Source organism: Streptomyces sp. NPDC037126 (assembly GCF_055605965.1).
In genome coordinates this window covers 153,111-169,934 of the sequence record NZ_JBVJTD010000002.1, presented here as the reverse complement: position 1 = coordinate 169,934, position 16,824 = coordinate 153,111, and the positions used below count along the sequence as shown (strand labels likewise).

The 16,824-nt window shown below is 72.2% G+C and carries 12 protein-coding genes and 1 pseudogene; 8 read left to right on the top strand and 5 right to left on the bottom strand.

Annotated elements, in window-relative coordinates:
• Positions 1-156 precede the first annotated feature (156 nt).
• The 3 genes from ACZ7FF_RS05790 to aceA all read right to left on the bottom strand — a co-directional run bounded on the left by ACZ7FF_RS05790 (position 157) and on the right by aceA (position 4,000).
• Entirely contained in the window at positions 157-1,026 is an 870-nt protein-coding gene (locus ACZ7FF_RS05790) for a 3-hydroxybutyryl-CoA dehydrogenase (protein ID WP_470809802.1), read from the bottom strand.
• Complete coding sequence (gene aceB / locus ACZ7FF_RS05785; protein ID WP_470809801.1) at positions 1,023-2,615, bottom strand: malate synthase A; 1,593 nt, start codon at positions 2,613-2,615, stop codon at positions 1,023-1,025. Before aceB ends, ACZ7FF_RS05790 begins: the two co-directional genes overlap by 4 nt.
• Before the next feature lie 101 nt (positions 2,616-2,716).
• Positions 2,717-4,000: an isocitrate lyase gene (gene aceA / locus ACZ7FF_RS05780; protein WP_470809800.1), complete on the bottom strand. Its 1,284-nt coding sequence runs from the start codon at positions 3,998-4,000 to the stop codon at positions 2,717-2,719.
• 379 nt (positions 4,001-4,379) lie between these two features.
• On the opposite strand from aceA, the pseudogene ACZ7FF_RS05775 reads away from it, so the two are divergent.
• Positions 4,380-5,776, top strand: a pseudogene (locus ACZ7FF_RS05775) (short-chain fatty acyl-CoA regulator family protein).
• A gap of 186 nt (positions 5,777-5,962) precedes the next feature.
• Here ACZ7FF_RS05775 and ACZ7FF_RS05770 read toward each other — a convergent pair.
• The gene (locus tag ACZ7FF_RS05770; RefSeq protein WP_470809799.1) at positions 5,963-6,616 is read right to left on the bottom strand and encodes a GntR family transcriptional regulator; all 654 of its coding nucleotides are present in this window, start codon (positions 6,614-6,616) and stop codon (positions 5,963-5,965) included.
• Positions 6,617-6,786: 170 nt separating this feature from the next.
• On the opposite strand from ACZ7FF_RS05770, the gene ACZ7FF_RS05765 reads away from it, so the two are divergent.
• The 5 genes from ACZ7FF_RS05765 to purU are packed head-to-tail and all read left to right on the top strand — an operon-like array spanning position 6,787 to position 12,727.
• Complete coding sequence (locus ACZ7FF_RS05765; RefSeq protein WP_470809797.1) at positions 6,787-8,037, top strand: sarcosine oxidase subunit beta family protein; 1,251 nt, start codon at positions 6,787-6,789, stop codon at positions 8,035-8,037.
• Between the two features lie 26 nt (positions 8,038-8,063).
• Positions 8,064-8,393, top strand: a complete 330-nt coding sequence (locus ACZ7FF_RS05760) for a sarcosine oxidase subunit delta (protein WP_470809796.1) — start codon at positions 8,064-8,066, stop codon at positions 8,391-8,393.
• Positions 8,390-11,251: a 2Fe-2S iron-sulfur cluster-binding protein gene (locus tag ACZ7FF_RS05755; RefSeq protein WP_470809794.1), complete on the top strand. Its 2,862-nt coding sequence runs from the start codon at positions 8,390-8,392 to the stop codon at positions 11,249-11,251. The genes ACZ7FF_RS05760 and ACZ7FF_RS05755 overlap by 4 nt, the downstream gene beginning before the upstream one ends.
• The gene (locus ACZ7FF_RS05750) at positions 11,241-11,834 is read left to right on the top strand and encodes a sarcosine oxidase subunit gamma (RefSeq protein ID WP_470809793.1); all 594 of its coding nucleotides are present in this window, start codon (positions 11,241-11,243) and stop codon (positions 11,832-11,834) included. Before ACZ7FF_RS05755 ends, ACZ7FF_RS05750 begins: the two co-directional genes overlap by 11 nt.
• A complete protein-coding gene (gene purU, locus ACZ7FF_RS05745; protein ID WP_470809792.1) occupies positions 11,831-12,727 on the top strand; it encodes a formyltetrahydrofolate deformylase in 897 nt (298 codons plus the stop codon). Before ACZ7FF_RS05750 ends, purU begins: the two co-directional genes overlap by 4 nt.
• Before the next feature lie 173 nt (positions 12,728-12,900).
• Here purU and ACZ7FF_RS05740 read toward each other — a convergent pair whose 3' ends face one another.
• The gene (locus tag ACZ7FF_RS05740) at positions 12,901-14,889 is read right to left on the bottom strand and encodes an ABC transporter ATP-binding protein (protein ID WP_470809791.1); all 1,989 of its coding nucleotides are present in this window, start codon (positions 14,887-14,889) and stop codon (positions 12,901-12,903) included.
• 698 nt (positions 14,890-15,587) lie between these two features.
• Here ACZ7FF_RS05740 and ACZ7FF_RS05735 point away from each other — a divergent pair.
• Complete coding sequence (locus tag ACZ7FF_RS05735) at positions 15,588-16,172, top strand: TetR/AcrR family transcriptional regulator (protein ID WP_470809790.1); 585 nt, start codon at positions 15,588-15,590, stop codon at positions 16,170-16,172.
• A 128-nt stretch (positions 16,173-16,300) separates the two neighbouring features.
• Positions 16,301-16,786, top strand: coding sequence for a hypothetical protein (locus ACZ7FF_RS05730; protein ID WP_470809789.1), 486 nt, complete (start codon positions 16,301-16,303; stop codon positions 16,784-16,786).
• Positions 16,787-16,824 lie beyond the last annotated feature (38 nt).

Genomic DNA, 16,824 nt, shown 5'->3' with positions numbered 1-16,824 from the left:
GGGAGGCGGACGTCCACCATCCGGACGGTGCGGCGGGACGGGCATGCCACAGGGCGGGAAGCGCCGCACGCGCTTCCCGCCCTGCCCCTGTGATGCCCCCGCCGGGACCCTCACCCCGGCGTTGCGGGCCCCCTCGGCCCGCGTCGTACCAGGCCCTCAGTCCTGGTCGTGGATGTGGAACCCGCGGCCCGACTTCCGGCCGAGGAGCCCCGCCTCCACCATGCGCTGGAGCAGTGGTGGAGGGGCGTAGAGGGGTTCGCGGAACTCGGCGTAGAGCGACTCGGCGATCGACGCGACGGTGTCCAGGCCGATCAGGTCCGCGAGCCTCAGCGGGCCCATGGGGTGCGCGCAGCCCAGTTCCATGCCCGTGTCGATGTCCGCCGCCGTCGCGAAGCCGGACTCGGCCATCCGGACCGCCGCCAGGAGGTACGGGATGAGCAGCGCGTTGATGACGAAGCCCGACCGGTCCCGCGAGTGGACCACCGTCTTGCCGAGCGCGCCGGCCGCGAAGTCCACCGCCGCGGCGACCGTCTCCGGTGACGTGTGCAGGGAGGTCACCACCTCGACCAGGGGCAGCACCGGCACGGGGTTGAAGAAGTGCAGGCCCACGACCCGGTCGGCGCGGCCGGTCGCCATGCCCAGACGCATGATCGGCAGGGAGGAGGTGTTGGTCGCGAGAACGGCCGCCGGGTCCTCGACGATCTTGTCGAGGGCGGCGAAGATCCCGGTCTTGGCCTCCGCGTTCTCCACGACCGCCTCGACGACGAGCTGCCGGTCGGCGAGGTCGTCGAGGCTGCCGGTGAAGACCATGCGGGCGAGCGCGTCCGCGGCGGCGGTCTCCTCCAGTTTGCCGCGCCGCACGGCGCGTTCGAGCGATGCGGCCACGCGCTTCCGTGCGGCGCGGGCCGCGACCGCGTCCACCTCGCACACCATGGTGTCGAGGCCGGCCCGTGCGCAGACCTCGGCGATGCCGGCGCCCATCTGGCCGCCGCCGACCACACCGACCCGTCGGACGTCCCCGCTCACGCTCCGGCCTCCGCCCGCCGCACGAGGTGCCGCGTGTACGCGTCCGGGGTGAAGAACAGCGGCAACTCGCCCGAGAGCACGGTCCGTTCGAAGAGCGCACGGACGTCGTCGACCGGTGCCCACGGGTACTCGGCGCCCAGCGCGGCGATCTCGTCGTCCAGTGCCTCCCGGACCGTCTCCCGCTCGATCACCCGGTGCCGCAGCCACTGCCAGACCTGCACACGGGCGATCTCGGCAGTGGCCGCGTCCTCCATGAGCCCGTGGAGGGCGACGGCGCCCTGCCCGCACAGCCAGGCCGCGAAGTAGCGCAGCGCCACGGCGATGTTGGTGCGGACGCCGTCCTCCGTGGGCGGCCCGCTGATCCGGCGCACCGACAGCAGGTCGGCGGCGGTGACCTCCACGTCGTCCCGGGTGCGGTCGAGCTGGTGCGGCCGCTCGCCGAGGACGCCGTCGAACACCTCACGACAGACGGGCACGAGCCCGGGGTGGGCCACCCAGGAGCCGTCGAAGCCGTCCTCGGCCTCCCGTTCCTTGTCCAGCCGCACCTTGGCGAGCGCGGCCTCGTTCGCGGCCGGGTCCCCGCCCGGCACCTGTGCGGCCATACCGCCGATCGCGTGGGCACCGCGCCGGTGGCAGGTGCGCACGAGCAGCTCCGTGTAGGCCCGCATGAACGGGGCCGTCATCGTGACCTTCGCGCGGTCCGGCAGCAGGAAGTCGGTGCGGTGCCCGAACGTCTTGATCAGGCTGAACAGGTAGTCCCAGCGGCCCGCGTTGAGACCGGAGCTGTGCTCGCGCAGCTCGTGGAGGATCTCCTCCATCTCGAACGCGGCGGTGATCGTCTCGATGAGGACCGTCGCGCGGACGGTGCCCCGCGGGATGCCGAGCAGCTCCTGGGCGAGGAGGAAGACGTCGTTCCAGAGCCGGGCCTCGTAGCGGTTCTCCAGCTTCGGGAGGTAGAAGTACGGGCCGTACCCGGCGTCGATCTGGCGCTGGGCGCAGTGGAAGAAGTACAGGCCGAAGTCCACCAGGGCGGCGGGCACCGGGCGCCCGTCGTGCTCCAGGTGCTCCTCGTCGAGGTGCCAGCCGCGCGGCCGTACGACGATGGTGGCGAGCCGCTCGCCGAGCCGGTACTCCCTGCCCTCGCCGGTGGTGAAGTCGATGCGCCGCTCGATGGCGTCGAGCAGGTTGAGCTGTCCGCCGACGACGTTGTCCCAGAGCGGGGCGGTGGCGTCCTCGAAGTCGGCCATCCACACCCTTGCGCCGGAGTTCAGCGCGTTGACGGTCATACGGCGCTCGGGCGGCCCGGTGATCTCGACGCGCCGGTCGGTCAGGCCCGGTGCGGGCGGCGCCACACGCCAGGCCGGGTCGGCCCGGACGGCTGAGGTGACCATCGGGAAGTCGAGCGGGGAGCCCGACGCCAACCGCAACGCCTGCCTGCGGCGCTCCTTGAGCAGTTCCCGGCGGCGGTCCCCGAAGGCCGCGGCGAGGCGGCCGACGAAGTCCAGGGCGGCGGGCGTGAGGATCTCGTCGTGCCGGTGACCTCCGGCGGCAAGGACACGGACCTGGTGGGGCGGGGCGATGGTGGACATCGGCATCTCCAGGGGGAAAGGGGAGCGGAGGGGGACGGGGACGGTCGTCCGCCCTCCGCTCGGCCAAGGGGGCGGCCGGGGCGGGCGCCCGGCCCGGCGGCCTAGTGGAACTGCTCCTCTTCCGTGGAGTCGGCCAGGGCGGTGGTGGAGGAGGCGGGGTTGACGGCGGTGGACACCAGGTCGAAGTAGCCGGTGCCGACCTCGCGCTGGTGCCTGACGGCGGTGAAGCCCTGGCCCTGCGCGGCGAACTCCTTCTCCTGCAGGTCGACATAGGCGGTCATGCCGTGCTCGGCGTAGCCGCGCGCCAGATCGAACATGCCGTGGTTGAGGGAGTGGAAGCCGGCCAGGGTGATGAACTGGAAGCGGTAGCCCATAGCGCCCAGCTCCCGCTGGAACTTGGCGATCTGGTCGTCGTCCAGGGCCGCCTTCCAGTTGAAGGACGGTGAGCAGTTGTAGGCCAGCATCTGGTCCGGGTACCGCGCGTGGATCGCCTCGGCGAACTCGCGGGCCTGCGCCAGGTCCGGGGTGCCGGTCTCCACCCAGATCAGGTCGGCGTACGGGGCGTAGGCCAGGCCGCGCGCGATGACCGGCGCCATGCCGTTGCGCACCCGGTAGAACCCCTCGGCGGTGCGCTCGCCGGTGACGAACTCGGCGTCGCGCTCGTCCACGTCGGTGGTCAGCAGGTTGGCGGCGAGTGCGTCGGTGCGGGCGATGATCACCGTGGGCACGTCGGCGATGTCGGCCGCGAGACGGGCCGCGTTCAGGGTGCGGATGTGCTGCGAGGTCGGCACCAGGACCTTGCCGCCGAGGTGGCCGCACTTCTTCTCCGAGGCGAGCTGGTCCTCGTAGTGGATGCCGGCCGCGCCGGCCGCGATCATCGCCTTCGTCAGCTCGAAGGCGTTCAGCGGACCGCCGAAGCCGGCCTCGGCGTCGGCGACGATCGGCGTCAGCCAGTCCGTGGTGTCGCCCGCGCCCTCGGCGGTGGCGATCTGGTCCGCGCGCAGCAGCGCGTTGTTGATCCGGCGCACCACCTGGGGAACGGAGTTGGCCGGGTACAGGCTCTGGTCCGGGTAGGTGTGGCCGGCCTGGTTGGCGTCGGCGGCGACCTGCCAGCCGGACAGGTAGATGGCCTGGAGTCCGGCCTTGACCTGCTGGACGGCCTGACCGCCGGTCAGGGCGCCGAGCGCGTGGATGTAGTCCTGCTCGTGCAGCTGCCGCCACAGCCGGTCGGCGCCGCGCCGGGCGAGGGTGTGCTCCTCGCGGACGCTGCCGGACAGACGGACCACGTCGTCGGCGCCGTAGGTGCGCTCGATGCCCTGCCACCGGGGGTCGGTGGCCCAGCGCCGTGCGAGTTCCCCGGCCGCCTGCGTCCTCGCCTCTGCCATGACTGTCACGTCTCCTCGGTCTGTTGCGTCTGCCAATTCCGAGCCGCTCCGACGTCGGATGGCACTGCGTGTCTATTGCTGGGATGCGGCCCGCCGTCACCCTGGAGGGGTGAAGCTGAGCAATGCTGCCGGCGCGGTCACCGCCCGTTCCGGGATCTCCGACGTCAGGGCATGAATCGTGCCCCCGGTGCGGGTTGTGACTGCCGGTTCCGGCGGGCCGCACTAAGACTCTGGCACTGGCACTGAGTGCCATCAAGGCTGGCTGCTTGCCAACTTCTGCGAATCTTCGGAGCGGTTTCTGCCAATCTTGCGAAGGCGCGGACGAGGGGTGCTTCCCGTACGCTGACCGGGTCGGTTACCCGGTGTGGGGGAGTGGTCGGTGGGCAAGACGTATGCGGGGGCACGGCTTCGGCGGCTGCGGGAGGAGCGCCGGCTGAGCCAGGCCGACCTCGCCCGGGTACTGGGCATCTCACCGAGCTATCTGAACCAGATGGAGCACGACTCCCGTCCGCTCACCGTTCCCGTACTGCTGCGGCTGACCGAGGCGTTCGGCGTCGACCCGGGGTTCTTCTCCGAGCGGGACGCGACCCGGCTGGTGGCGGACCTGCGCGAGGCGCTGGCCGGTGAGATCGCCGAGGCCCGCGTCTCCGCTGCCGATCTGGCCGACCTCGCGTCCCGCCTGCCCGGGGTCGCCCAGGTGCTGCTCGACCTCGGCCGCCGCAACCAGCAGCTGTCCGAGCGGCTGGCCGGGGCGGCGGACGGGGGACCGTGTCCTCACCGCACGAGGAGATCCGGGACTTCTTCTACCGCCGCCAGAACTACCTGCACGACGCCGACCTCGCGGCCGAGCGGCTCGCCGAGGAGATCGGCATCCGGCCGGGCGAGGTCATCGGGGCCCTCACCGCGCGGCTCGCCGCGACGCACGGCATCCACCTGGCAGCCGAGCCCGGCGACCGGTTGCACCACTACGACGGGAGGAGCCGCACCCTCCATCTGTCCTCGCGCCTGCGCCCCGGCCAGCGGGCCTTCCGCATGGCGACCCAGCTGGCCCTCCAGGAGCACGGCGGGGAACTCGACCGCCTGGCCGCCGAGGACTTCCCGCCCGGCTCGCCGGTCCACGCCCTGGCGCGGATCGGCATCGCCAACTACTTCGCCGCGGCCCTGATCCTGCCGTACGGCGCCTTCCACGCGGCCGCCGAGGAGGTGCGGTACGACATCGAACGCCTCACCGACCGCTACGGCCTCGGCTACGAGACCGTCTGCCACCGGCTCAGCACCCTCCAGCGGCCGCGGCTGCGCGGGGTGCCGTTCTCCTTCGTGCGGGTGGACCGGGCCGGCAACATGTCCAAGCGCCAGTCCGCGACCGGGTTCCACTTCTCACGCGCCGGCGGCACCTGCCCGCTGTGGAACATCTACGAGGCGTTCACGGCCCCCGGCCGCATCCACGTCCAGATCGCCGAAATGCCCGACGGGCAGCGCTACTTGTGGACGGCACGGGCCGTCACCCGGCACCGCGGCGGCTGGGGCGAACCCGGCAAGACCTTCGCCATCGGCCTCGGCTGCGAGATCCGCCACGCCGCACGGCTCGTCTACTCCGACGGGCTCGACCTCGGCAACGCCTCCGCCGCCACCCCCATCGGCATGGGCTGCCGCGTCTGCGAACGCCTCGACTGCTCCCAGCGGGCCGCGCCCCCGCTCGGCCGCCCGCTGCTCGTCGACCAGAACAGCACCACGTTCGTGCCGTACCCGGTCGAGGACGGCGCCGGGCCCAGGTGACGGGGGTGAGCGCGGGATCCGCTCCACGGTGCTTCTGCGCGAGGGCGCCGTCCGCTCATCCCCCGGCGGAGGCGCGACGCGCTGAGCGGCCGACGGGCACGGTCCACGCGCCCGCTCGGGGAGCCGGCGGCCACCTGCCGGGGGTGCGGCGCGATCGGGAGGCGTCCGTCCCGGTCGCGGCGCGGGTCAGATGACGCCGCGGATCGCCGCCTCGAACCCCTCCACGTGATCCGCGGCGAGGTCAGCCGCCTTCTCGTCGTCGCCGTCGATGACGGCGCGCAGCAGGGGCCCGTGCTCGTGCACATGGCCCGCCAGGCCCGGCAGCCGGTCGAGGAACAGGCACCAGATCCGCGTGGCCAGGTTGTCGTACCTGATCAGGGTGTCCTCGAGGTAGGGGTTGCGGGTCGCGGCGTAGATGGCCCGGTGCACGGCCATGTCGAGCCGGATCAGGTCCGTGGTGCCGTCGGGCGCGTGGGCCAGCCCCGCGAGCAGCCGGTCGAGGGCCGCCCGGTCGTCGTCGCCGGCGCGCTGGGCCGCCATGCTCGCGGCGAGGGGCTCCAGCTGCTCGCGGACCTCCGAGATATGTCCGAGATCGGCGATCTGCACCTCGGTGGCGAAGGTGCCGCGCCGGGGGTAGGAGACGATCAGGCGCTCGTGCTCCAGCCGCTTGAGGGCCTCGCGGACGGGGGTCCGTCCGAAGCCGAGTTCGGCGGCGATCCGCTCGTCGTTGACGGGCTCCCCGGGGCGGATCTGGAGGGTCACCAGACGGTCCGAGATGGACCGGTAGGCCTGATCGGCCAGCGTTCCACCGCCCTGACCGGCGACGGCCGACGCAGTCACCCGAATCCCTCCCTTGACGCGACCCGATCCGTCCTCTTAGCGTAGCGCAACAACAGGTTGATATATCAGTCGTCTCTCAGACTGAGCCGTCTCTCAGCAGCTCCGCAGGGAGTTCCCATGACTGCCCACACCTTCGACCGGCGAGCGGCACGAACCCAGGAGGCTGCCCGGTGACGCACCCGCGCGGCGACACTCCCCGGGCGCCCGGGGACGTCCTGCCGGACCACCCCGACTTCCTGTGGCGCAACCCCGACCCCAGGCCGTCGTACGACGTCGTCATCGTCGGCGGCGGCGGGCACGGCCTGGCCACCGCCTACTACCTGGCGAAGAACCACGGCATCACCAACGTCGCCGTACTGGAGAAGGGCTGGCTCGCGGGCGGAAACATGGCCCGCAACACCACCATCATCCGGTCCAACTACCTGTGGGACGAGAGCTCCGGCATCTACGAGCACTCGCTCAAGCTGTGGGAGACCCTGGAAGAGGACCTCGGCTACCCCATCCTGTTCAGCCAGCGGGGCGTCCTCAACCTCGCCCACAGCCTCCAGGACATCCGCGACAGCAAGCGCCGGGTCCACGCCAACCAGCTCAACGGCATCGACGCCGAGTGGCTGGAGCCGGACGAGGTCGCCAAGGTCTGCCCCATCGTCAACACCTCGCCGGACGTGCGCCATCCCGTACTCGGCGCCACCTACCAGCCGCGCGCCGGCATCGCCAAGCACGACTACGTGGCCTGGGGCTTCGCCCGCAGGGCGAACGACCTCGGCATCGACCTGATCCAGGACTGCGAGGTCACCGGCCTCGACATCCGGGACGGCCGCGTGCACGGGGTGCGCACCACACGAGGCCCCATCGCCGCCGGAAAGGTCGCCCTCGCGTCCGCGGGCCACTCCTCCGTGCTCGCCGCCATGGCAGGGCTGCGGCTGCCGCTGCAGAGCCACCCGCTGCAGGCCCTGGTCTCGGAACTGCTCGAACCGGTGCACCCCACCGTGGTGATGTCGAACGCCGTGCACGTGTACGTCTCCCAGGCACACAAGGGCGAACTCGTCATGGGCGCGGGCATCGACAGCTACAACGGCTACGGACAGCGCGGCTCCTTCCACATCCTGGAACGCCAGATGGCCGCCGCGCTGGAGCTGTTCCCGGTCTTCGCCCGCGCCCACATGCTGCGCACCTGGGCCGGCATCGTCGACGTCACCCCCGACGCCTCGCCCATCGTCGGTCTCACCCCCGTCGACAACCTCTACCTCAACTGCGGCTGGGGCACCGGCGGTTTCAAGGCCACACCGGGCGTCGGCTGGTGCTACGCGCACACCGTCGCCACCGGCGAACCGCACCCCTACAACGCGCCCTTCACCCTCGCCCGCTTCACCACCGGCGCACTGGTCGACGAGCACGGCGCCGCCGCCGTCGCCCACTGACACCCGCTCCAGCCGAGGAGATCCACATGCAGCTCATAGCCTGCCCCTGGTGCGGTGAGCGCGAGGAGATCGAGTTCCACTACGGCGGCCAGGCGCACGTCGCCTACCCCGACGACCCCTACGCGCTCGACGACGAGCAGTGGGCCCAGTACGTCTTCTTCCGCGACAACCCCAAGGGCCCCTTCGCCGAACGGTGGGTGCACGCGGCAGGCTGCCGGCGCTGGTTCAACGCCCTGCGCGACACGGCCACGCACGAGTTCCTCGACGTGCCCGCCATCCGTGCCCGGCAGCACCCCCTCACCCCGGGCTCCGAGACCGGTGCCGAGCGGCACACGGGCCAGGAGGCCGGACGATGAACAACCCCTTCCGCGCCGACGGCCACGGCCGCGTCGACCGCGACACCACACTCACCTTCACCTTCGACGGCACCACCTACACCGGCCACCCCGGCGACACCCTCGCCTCGGCCCTGCTCGCGAACGGCGTGCACCACGTGGCCGACAGCATCAAGTACGGCCGGCCGCGCGGTGTCCTGGCCGCCGGATGCGAAGAGCCCAACGCGCTCGTGCAGATCGAGGCCCCGTTCCCCGAGCCCATGCTCACCGCCACCACCGTCGAACTGTACGAAGGACTCGTGGCGCGGGGCCTGTCCGGCCGGGGCCGGCTGAGCAGCGAGCCGGACCCGGCCCGCTACGACACCATGCACGCCCACTGCGACCTCCTGGTCGTGGGCGCGGGACCGGCGGGACTGGCCACGGCACTGGCAGCGGCCCGCTGCGGCGCCCGCACCGTCCTCGTCGACGAACTCCCGGAGCCCGGCGGTTCACTGCTCGGCACGCAGGAACAGCTCGACGGCGCACCGGCGAGCGCATGGGCCGGCGAGGCCGCCGCCGAACTCGACGCCCACGCCGACGTGCGGGTACTGCGCCGCACCACCGCCTTCGGCCACTACGACGACGGACTCGTCCTGGCCCTGGAGAAGCGCACGGACCACCTCGGTGCCGCCGCCCCCGCCCACGTCTCGCGGCAGCGGATCTGGCGCATCCGCGCCAGGCAGGTCGTGTACGCCACCGGTGCCTACGAACGCCCGGTCGCCTTCGACGACAACGACCGCCCCGGCATCATGCTGGCCGGATCGGCCCGCACCTACCTCAACCGCTTCGGCGTGCTCCCCGGGCGGCGTGCCGTCGTCTTCACCACGAACGACAGCGCCTATCCGGCAGCACTCGAACTGGCCGACGCGGGCGTGCGGATCGCCGCGGTGATCGACGCCCGCGAGGAGGTGCCGGCGCACTGGCGCGCCGCCTGCGCCGAACGCGGCATCGACGTACGCGCGGGCCACGTCGTCACCGGCACCAGCGGCACCCGGCGCGTCTCCCGTGCCCACGTCGCCGCCTTCGGCCAGGGAAGCCTCGGCGAGAGGCGGGGCATCGACTGCGACCTGCTGCTGGTCTCCGGCGGCTGGAACCCCGCCGTGGCCCTGTTCAGCCAGGCCCGCGGCACCCTGCGCTACGACGCCGCGATCGGCGCCTTCGTACCCGCCCGCGCCCCGCGCGACGTCCGTACGGCCGGATCGGCCGGCGGCACGTTCACCCTGTCCGGCTGCCTGGCCGACGGTGTGGACGCCGCACGCCAGGCCCTCTCGGCCATCGGCGGGACCGGCCGGTCCATCGCGCTGCCGGCCGCCGCGCCGCCCCCGGACGGAGCGCCCACCCGGGTGCTCTGGCGGGTCCCGAGCCCGCGGGACGGCCAGGACGGCTCGTGCCAGTTCGTCGACCTCCAGCGCGACGCCGTCGTCTCCGACGTGCTCAGGGCGACCCGGGCGGGCCTGCGCTCGGTCGAGCACGTCAAGCGCTACACCACGATCGGCACCGCCCACGATCAGGGCCGCACCTCCGGCGTGATGACCTCGGGCATCGTCGCCGAGTCGCTCGGGGTGGACATCGCCGACCTCGGCACCACCAGCCACCGCCCGCCCGCCGTGCCCGTGTCCTTCGCCGCCCTCGCGGGCCGCAACCGCGGAGCGCTGTTCGACCCGGTCCGGGTGACCGCACTGCACCCCTGGCACGTCGGGCACGGCGCCCTGTTCGAGAACGTCGGTCAGTGGAAGCGCCCCTGGTACTACCCCCGGGCGGGCGAGACCATGGAGGAGGCCGTGCTGCGTGAGTGCCGGGCGGCCCGCACCGGCGTCGCCCTGATGGACGGCTCCACGCTCGGCAAGATCAATGTGCGGGGCCCGGACGCCGGCGTGCTGCTGGACCGGCTCTACACGAACATGATGAGCACCCTCAAGGTGGGCCGGATCCGCTACGGCGTGATGTGCGGCGCCGACGGCATGGCCATCGACGACGGCACCGTCATCCGCGTGGCCGAGCGGGAGTTCCTGCTCACCACGACCACCGGCAACGCGGCCAAGATCCTCGAATGGATGGAGGAGTGGCTCCAGACGGAGTGGCCCGGCCTGCGCGTGCACCTCACCTCCGTCACCGAGCACTGGGCGACGATCCCCCTGGTCGGCCCCCGCTCCCGCGACGTGCTGGCCCTGGTGGCCCCGGGCCTGGACGTCGGCAACGACGCCTTCCCCTTCATGTCCTGGAAGGACACCACGGTCGCCGGGGTCGAGGCACGCGTGTGCCGCATCAGCTTCTCCGGTGAACTCGCCTACGAGATCAACGTGCCCGCCTGGTACGGCACCACGGTGTGGAAGGCCCTCCTCGCGGCGGGCCACGCCTTCGGCATCACCCCGTACGGTACCGAGACGATGCACGTGCTGCGCGCCGAGAAGGCCTACCCCATCATCGGGCAGGACACCGACGGCACGGTCACCCCGCAGGACCTGGGCATGTCCTGGGTCGTGTCCAGGAAGAAGCCGGACTTCGTCGGCAAACGGTCCTTCACCCGCGCCGAGAACCAGCGCGGCGACCGCAAGCAGCTGGTGGGCCTGCTGCCGGCCGACGAGCGGCTCCTGCTGCCCGAGGGCGCCCAGATCATCGCCACCAGCAGCGTGCCCGAGCCGCCGGTACCCATGCTGGGCCACGTCACCTCCAGCTACCGCAGCGACGCCCTGCACCGGACGTTCGCCCTCGCCCTGGTGCGCTCGGGAACCGAACGCATCGGCGAAACCCTGTACGTCCCGCTGGACGGCCGGACCGTTCCCGTGACCGTGACCGACCCCGTGCTCTTCGACAAGGAGGGAGCCCGCCGTGACGGTTGAGACACCCGCCCGCCTCAGCCCCCTGTCCGAGTGGCAGGACGCCTTCGCACAGCTGCCCACCGGCCTGCGGGTGCGGGAACTGCCCTTCCTGGCCCAGCTCACCCTGCGGGTGGCGCCCGGCACCCCCGCGGCCGGGGCCGTCGAGGCCTGCCTGGGCCTCACCCTGCCGGGGCCCGTGCGCGCCGAGATGTCGGGCGACGTCAAGGTGCTGTGGATGGGACCCGACGAATGGCTGCTGGTGGCCCCCGACGACCGGCGGCACGACCTTCTCGCGCAGCTGCGATCGGCCGTCGGGGACGAGTTCGCCACGGTCACCGACGTCTCGGCGCAGCGCACCACACTGGCCCTGTCCGGGGACCTCGTGCGCACGGTACTGGCCCAGGGCTGTGCCATCGATCTGGATCCGCGGGTGACACCCGCCGGATCCTGCCCCACCACCTTGCTGGCGCAGGCCCCCGTCACCCTCGTGGTGAGGGAGGAGGGGGCGTCCGCGGTGTGGCTGCTGGTCCGCTCGTCGTTCGCGTCCTACCTGGCCACCTGGCTGCTCGACGCCTGCACCGAGTACCGGGGAGGCACCGGATGAGCCGCTTCGACATGTCCGGGGCAGACCAGGAGCCGCCCGCGCAGCGCGAGTTCGTCCTCACCCTCAGCTGCCCCGAACGTCCGGGCGTCCTCCACGCCGTGACCTCGTTCCTGCGTCGGCACGGGTGCGACATCACCGAGCACCAGCAGTTCGACGACGCCGACCACGGCATCGTGTTCCTGCGCACCGGCTTCACCACTCCGGACGCCGCGATCACCCTGGGCCGGCTGCGGGAGACCTTCGTGCCCGTGGCGGCCGGGTTCGGCATGGAGTGGCAGCTCAGGGACGCCGAACTCAGGCCGCGCGTCCTGGTGATGGTGTCGCGGTTCGACCACTGCCTGGCCGACCTGCTCTACCGCTGGCGCAGCGGCGCCCTGGACGCCGAGATCGTGCTGGTGGTGTCCAACCACCCGGACCTGCGGCCGCTGGCAGCGGCCGACGGCGTGCCGTTCGAGCACGTGCCGGTCTCGGCCGCCACCAAGTCGCGGGCGGAGGCCAGACTGCTGGCCCTGGTGGAGGAACACCGCATCGATCTCGTCGTCCTCGCCCGCTACATGCAGGTGCTCTCGGACGACCTGTGCAAGCGGCTGGAAGGCCGGGCCATCAACATCCACCACTCCTTCCTGCCGAGCTTCGCCGGGGCCAAGCCGTACCACCAGGCGCACCGGCGCGGGGTGAAGCTCGTCGGTGCGACCGCGCACTACGTCACCGCGGATCTGGACGAAGGACCGATCATCGAGCAGGAGATCATCCGCGTCGATCACCGGGCCGGCCCCGCACGGCTCGTCACCGTCGGCCGCGACGCCGAGTGTCTGGCGCTCTCCCGCGCCGTCAACTGGCACTGCCAGGGCCGGGTTCTGATCCACGGCAACCGGACCGTGGTCTTCAGCTGAACCGGTCCCTCCGGGCGGCCGGCTGGAGAAGGATCGCCCACGACGTGCACCTGAGCGCCGTCCGGCCGGCGCCCGGATGCACGTCGCGGGCCGGACGGCCCGTCCGCAGCCTGGGCGAACGGTGCCTGACGACGCCGGCCGGGTCGGTCACGGAGCCCGCGGCGGGACGGTGTTCAGGCGGGGTCGGCGACCGGGGGAGAGGACGGACGCGGGACGGTGGGTGCGGGCGCGAACTGGGCGGCCTGGGCGTCGAACATCGCGGCGTAGCGTCCCTTGGCGGCCATCAGTTCCTCATGACTGCCCTGTTCGGCCAGCCGGCCCCGGTGCAGGACGTGGATGCGGTCGGCGTGCCGGACGCCGGACATACGGTGGGTGACCAGGACGACGGCCCGGTTCGGGGCGGCGAGGCGGCGGATGCGCTCGAAGGCGGCGATCTCCGCTTCCGGGTCGAGGGCGGAGGTGGGCTCGTCGACGACGAGGACGCCGTCGGCCGCCGAGGTGCGGTCACGCCAGTGGGTACGGGCCAGGCCGATCTTCTGCCACTCACCGCCGGACAGTTCGCTGGCTCCCCGGAACACGCGGGCCAGCAGGCTCTGCAGGCCGTCGGGGAGCCTGTCGACGACGCCCTGGGCCCTGGCGTAGTCGACGGACGGCTGCAGTTCCGCGGGACCGCCCGGCTCCGCGGGCCGGCCGATCCGGATGTTCAACGCCGCTGTGACGGGCCAGCGTTGGAAGTCCTGGGTGAGCAGCGCGACCCGGTCGAAGAGGTGCGAGCGGTCCAGGCGGACCATGTCCGCGTCGCCCCACAGCACGGTCCCGCTCTGGGGCAGCAGCAGACCCGACAGCACCTTCATCAGGGTGCTCTTGCCGGAGCCGTTCTCGCCGACCACGGCGGTGACCGAGCCCATGGGCAGCGTGAGCGACACGCCGTCCAGCGCGGGGGCCTCGCGGTCCGGGTAGCGGTAGGTGACCTTGTCGAGGACGACCTGCCGCACCCGCGTGGGAACGGGATCGCCGCCCCGGGGGATGGCCCGCTGCGCGGCCTCGTCCAGGAAGCGGGAGTGGTCGCGGACGTAGAGCGACTCCTCGTGCAGCTGGTTCACGTTCATCACCAGTGCGCCCAGGCTCGCCGAGCCGGAGCGGACGGCGATCACCGCGGTCCCGGCCACGGCCAGGCTCATGTGCCCGCTCATGATGAGCAGGAACATCGTCCCGTACGTCGCCGCCATGGCCAGACCGGACATCGCGGCGGCCACCCACTCGGTGGCGGCCTTGCTGGAGGCCAGCCGCTCCTGCTCGGCCTCGGCGCTCTCGGCCATGCGTTTGTACCGGCTGAGCAGGAACGAGCCGACCGCGTGGATGCGCACCTCCTGCGCCGCGCTGCGCTCGGTGAGCAGGTTGCCGATCAGGCGGCCCGCCCGCACGTGCTCGACCCAGCTCATCACGGACACGTAGCGCTCCTGCGCCACACGCATCGCGCCCCAGCCGCGCGGGGCGGCGATCAGGATCAGCATGGGCAGCAGGGCGGGGTGCAGGACGGTGAGCACACCGGCCGTCGCGATCAGCGAGATGGTGCCGTTGAGGGCGGCCACACAGGCACTGATCATGCGGCGCGCGGAAGCCGCGCCGTACTGGGCGACGTCGATCAGCCTGCGGAAGTCCGGGTCCTCGATGGCTTCCAGCTCGACCGAGGCGGCGGCCGCCAGGTACTGGGTCGTGGCGATCCGCTCCACGAGGGGTTCCAGTCGTCCCGCCCGCGAGGTGGACCATCCGGCGAGGGCCGAGTTGACCACCGCGGTCCCTGCCGCGGCGAGCAGCCCGGGCAGCACCGCGTGCAACCGCTGCACCGCCGTGCCCGAACCGAGGAGCGCGTGCATGACCGCGTTCACCGCGAGCAACGCGACGGCCGCCGCGACACCTTGTCCGATCTCGCTGCAGGTGACGGCGAGCAGGGCACGCCGGTCCGCGTGCCACGCCATCCGCAGGGTCGTGCCGACCAGCTTCGGCATGGAGCGCAGGGCGGACAGCATGGTCAGGTCGAGTCGCGCGTGCTCGTGTTCGGACCAGCCCATGTCGTACCGCAGAGGGCCGCCGAACAACTCGTGTTCGGCGTCAGAGACCTGGGGCTCGACCATCCGCACACGTCCGAAGAACCGCTTCACCGGGCGCCTCCTTCCGCGGGAGGCGCGGGAGACGGAGGAGGCGGAGGAGGTGGAGAGGACGAAGGGGACGGCATCTCCGGATGCGCGGTCAAAGGGTGAGTCATCGTCATGTGCATCCCTCCCTCGGGCGGGTGCCGCACCTGGATGGTTCGGCAGTGCACGGTTCAACGACGCCGGAGGCCAATCGAACGCGCTCGATTCCGGACGCGTCGGGCCCCGGCCACCCCAAGGGCTCGAACGCGTGGGCGCCGGAATCAGGCCGCCGCCGGACACCGCGAACTGTCCGAAACGCCGGTGCCCGAGGCACCTGCGGCGAATGAGGCTCGGCGTGCCGGCGACCCGCTGGGCCTTCGCTGCGGGCCCACTCCAGCGTGAAGCAGATCAGGTATCTGAGCATCGGAGTTGTCCGCTGCGGCCCGGTCATTCGTCGGTGGTACGACGCCCGTACCGGCTTCCCCGGGGGTGCGGTGGGAGGCGCCGGAGTGGGACGGCGGCTTGCTGTGCACGTAGAGGCGGCGCCGGTCACCCACGTGCAGCAGCCGGGCACCGCCTGTTTGATCGCGCGAGGTCGATGGCCTCCGGGATGTTCGCCAGGTAGTACAGGCCGAGCGGTTCGAGCCTGAGGAAGATCTCGGAGTACATCAGGGCACTGGGGTGGACGAGCGGCAGACGCAACTTCTTCGCATTAAGCTGTCTGCATGAGTGCCCGAGCGACCACACGCCCCGGCGGGCGCAGCGCCCGCGTCCAGCAGTCCGTGCATCAGGCGGTCCGTGATCTGGAGGCGGAGGTGGGGCGGGATGCGCTCACCGTGCCGCTGATCGCCGCCCGCGCGGGAGTGACGCCGTCCACCGTGTACCGGCGCTGGGGGGACCTGCGGGAACTGCTGTCCGACGTGGCGGTCGAACGGTTGCGCCCCGACAGTGCGCCGGCCGACCACGGCAGCCTGCGGGCGGACCTGGGGGCCTGGGTGGTGCAGTTCGCGGAGGAGATGTCTTCGACGCCGGGCCGCACGTACATCCGCGACGCCCTGCTGGGCGACCCCGAGCAGGGCAACGCGGTTCGGTGCTCCGAATACGCCGCCGAGCAGCTGAAGGCCATCGGTGTGCGCGCGGCCGGGCGCGGGGAGGCCGTGCCCGATGTGGAGACCCTGCTGGACGTCCTCGTCGCGCCCCTGATGTACCGCATCCTGTTCCGTCCCTCGGAGCTGTCGGCCGCCTATACCGACGGTCTCGTGGCGACGGCTCTCGGCCGGAGCTGCGCCCCCTGCACGCCTAAAAGCTAAGCGTTTGCGTTTTGCGGGACGCCGGCCTTACTCTGGCTGCCTAACGCAAATCGTTTGCCTTTAGGTGAGGAGAGGTGCTCCATGCTCAGCGTCGTGGCGCCGGTGCGCTGCTCGCGGAGGCCGCTCCGATGGCCCTCTTAGCCACCACCCAGGGCCCCGACATGGCGCCCGGTGCGCCGACCTCCACCGCCCTCATGCGGCACGCCGCCGCTCCCACCCGCACGTGCCTTCTGCTGCTCCCGCGGTTCACCGCGCGGGCGGCCGCGGTGCTTCCCACCACCGAGACCGCACGTCTCCACTCCGGTATGTGGCGCTCCCTGCGTCCCGGCATCGCCCCCGCCTCCCGCCCGGCCATGAGGCTTCTCGCCCCCGGCGTCGTCGCCAAGGGAGGCGCCCAGAGCCCAGGCGCCCGGCTCATCGCCCCGCGCACGTCCCGCGCCACCGGCGGCATGGCCTTCTTCACCCTGACGGCCGCAGCCGGCCTCGCCGTCCACGCCGCGCGGCCACTGCCCGCCCGCACCGTGAGCCCATCCGGCACCGCGGTCCCGATCCCGAGGGCCCTACTGACCCTGGCCGACCTCACCCGCGCCGTGCGGGAGCCGAGCACCGGCTGACCGAGCCCTGCCTTCCCGCATCGCACCGCACCGCACTG

Coding starts and splice junctions, on each gene's coding strand:
- ACZ7FF_RS05735 (WP_470809790.1), top strand. CDS start 15,588: ATGAGTGCCCGAGCGACCACACGCCCCGGCGGGCGCAGCGCCCGCGTC.
- purU (WP_470809792.1), top strand. CDS start 11,831: ATGAGCCGCTTCGACATGTCCGGGGCAGACCAGGAGCCGCCCGCGCAG.
- ACZ7FF_RS05730 (WP_470809789.1), top strand. CDS start 16,301: ATGGCCCTCTTAGCCACCACCCAGGGCCCCGACATGGCGCCCGGTGCG.
- aceA (WP_470809800.1), bottom strand. CDS start 4,000: ATGGCAGAGGCGAGGACGCAGGCGGCCGGGGAACTCGCACGGCGCTGG.
- ACZ7FF_RS05755 (WP_470809794.1), top strand. CDS start 8,390: ATGAACAACCCCTTCCGCGCCGACGGCCACGGCCGCGTCGACCGCGAC.
- ACZ7FF_RS05760 (WP_470809796.1), top strand. CDS start 8,064: ATGCAGCTCATAGCCTGCCCCTGGTGCGGTGAGCGCGAGGAGATCGAG.
- aceB (WP_470809801.1), bottom strand. CDS start 2,615: ATGTCCACCATCGCCCCGCCCCACCAGGTCCGTGTCCTTGCCGCCGGA.